The following is a 476-nucleotide window of genomic DNA, read 5'->3' as shown; positions in this document are numbered from 1 at the left end:
AGCCGTGTCGCGGATGACAAAAACGCCCTGCTGACGGTGATCCTGGCGGATGGGATTAATCTTGGTCTGACACGCATGGCCGACACCTGTCAGGGTGCCACCCTGCGCCAGTTGGCGCATCTGCATGACTGGCATATCAGCGAGGCCGGATACGCCGAAGCCCTTGGCCGTATGGTTGCAGCCCATCGTGGGCTGCCCCTGGCGTCACTCTGGGGAGACGGCACATCGTCCTCAAGTGATGGTCAATTGTTTCATGCAGGTGGCAGAGGCGCTGCGATCAGCGATATCAATGCGCGCAATGGCAGTGAACCGGGCGTCAGTTTCTACACCCACATCTCCGATCAGTATGATCCGTTTTCGACCCGGGTGATTGCGGCGACGGCCGGTGAAGCACCCTATGTTCTGGATGGGCTGCTGTATCATGCCAACGGGCTTTCCATTGAAGAGCATTATACCGACACGGGTGGGGCATCGGA

General features: G+C 58.8%; 1 protein-coding gene. It reads left to right on the top strand.

The features are described 5' to 3' along the window. Window positions 1–476, top strand: a 476-nt coding sequence (locus tag KP705_RS17390) for a Tn3 family transposase (protein WP_215765185.1), incomplete at both ends; no start/stop codon positions are given.

This window comes from Gluconobacter sp. P1D12_c, from assembly GCF_018812105.1.
GTDB lineage: Bacteria > Pseudomonadota > Alphaproteobacteria > Acetobacterales > Acetobacteraceae > Gluconobacter > Gluconobacter oxydans_A.
This window is presented reverse-complemented; position numbering and strand designations above follow the sequence as displayed.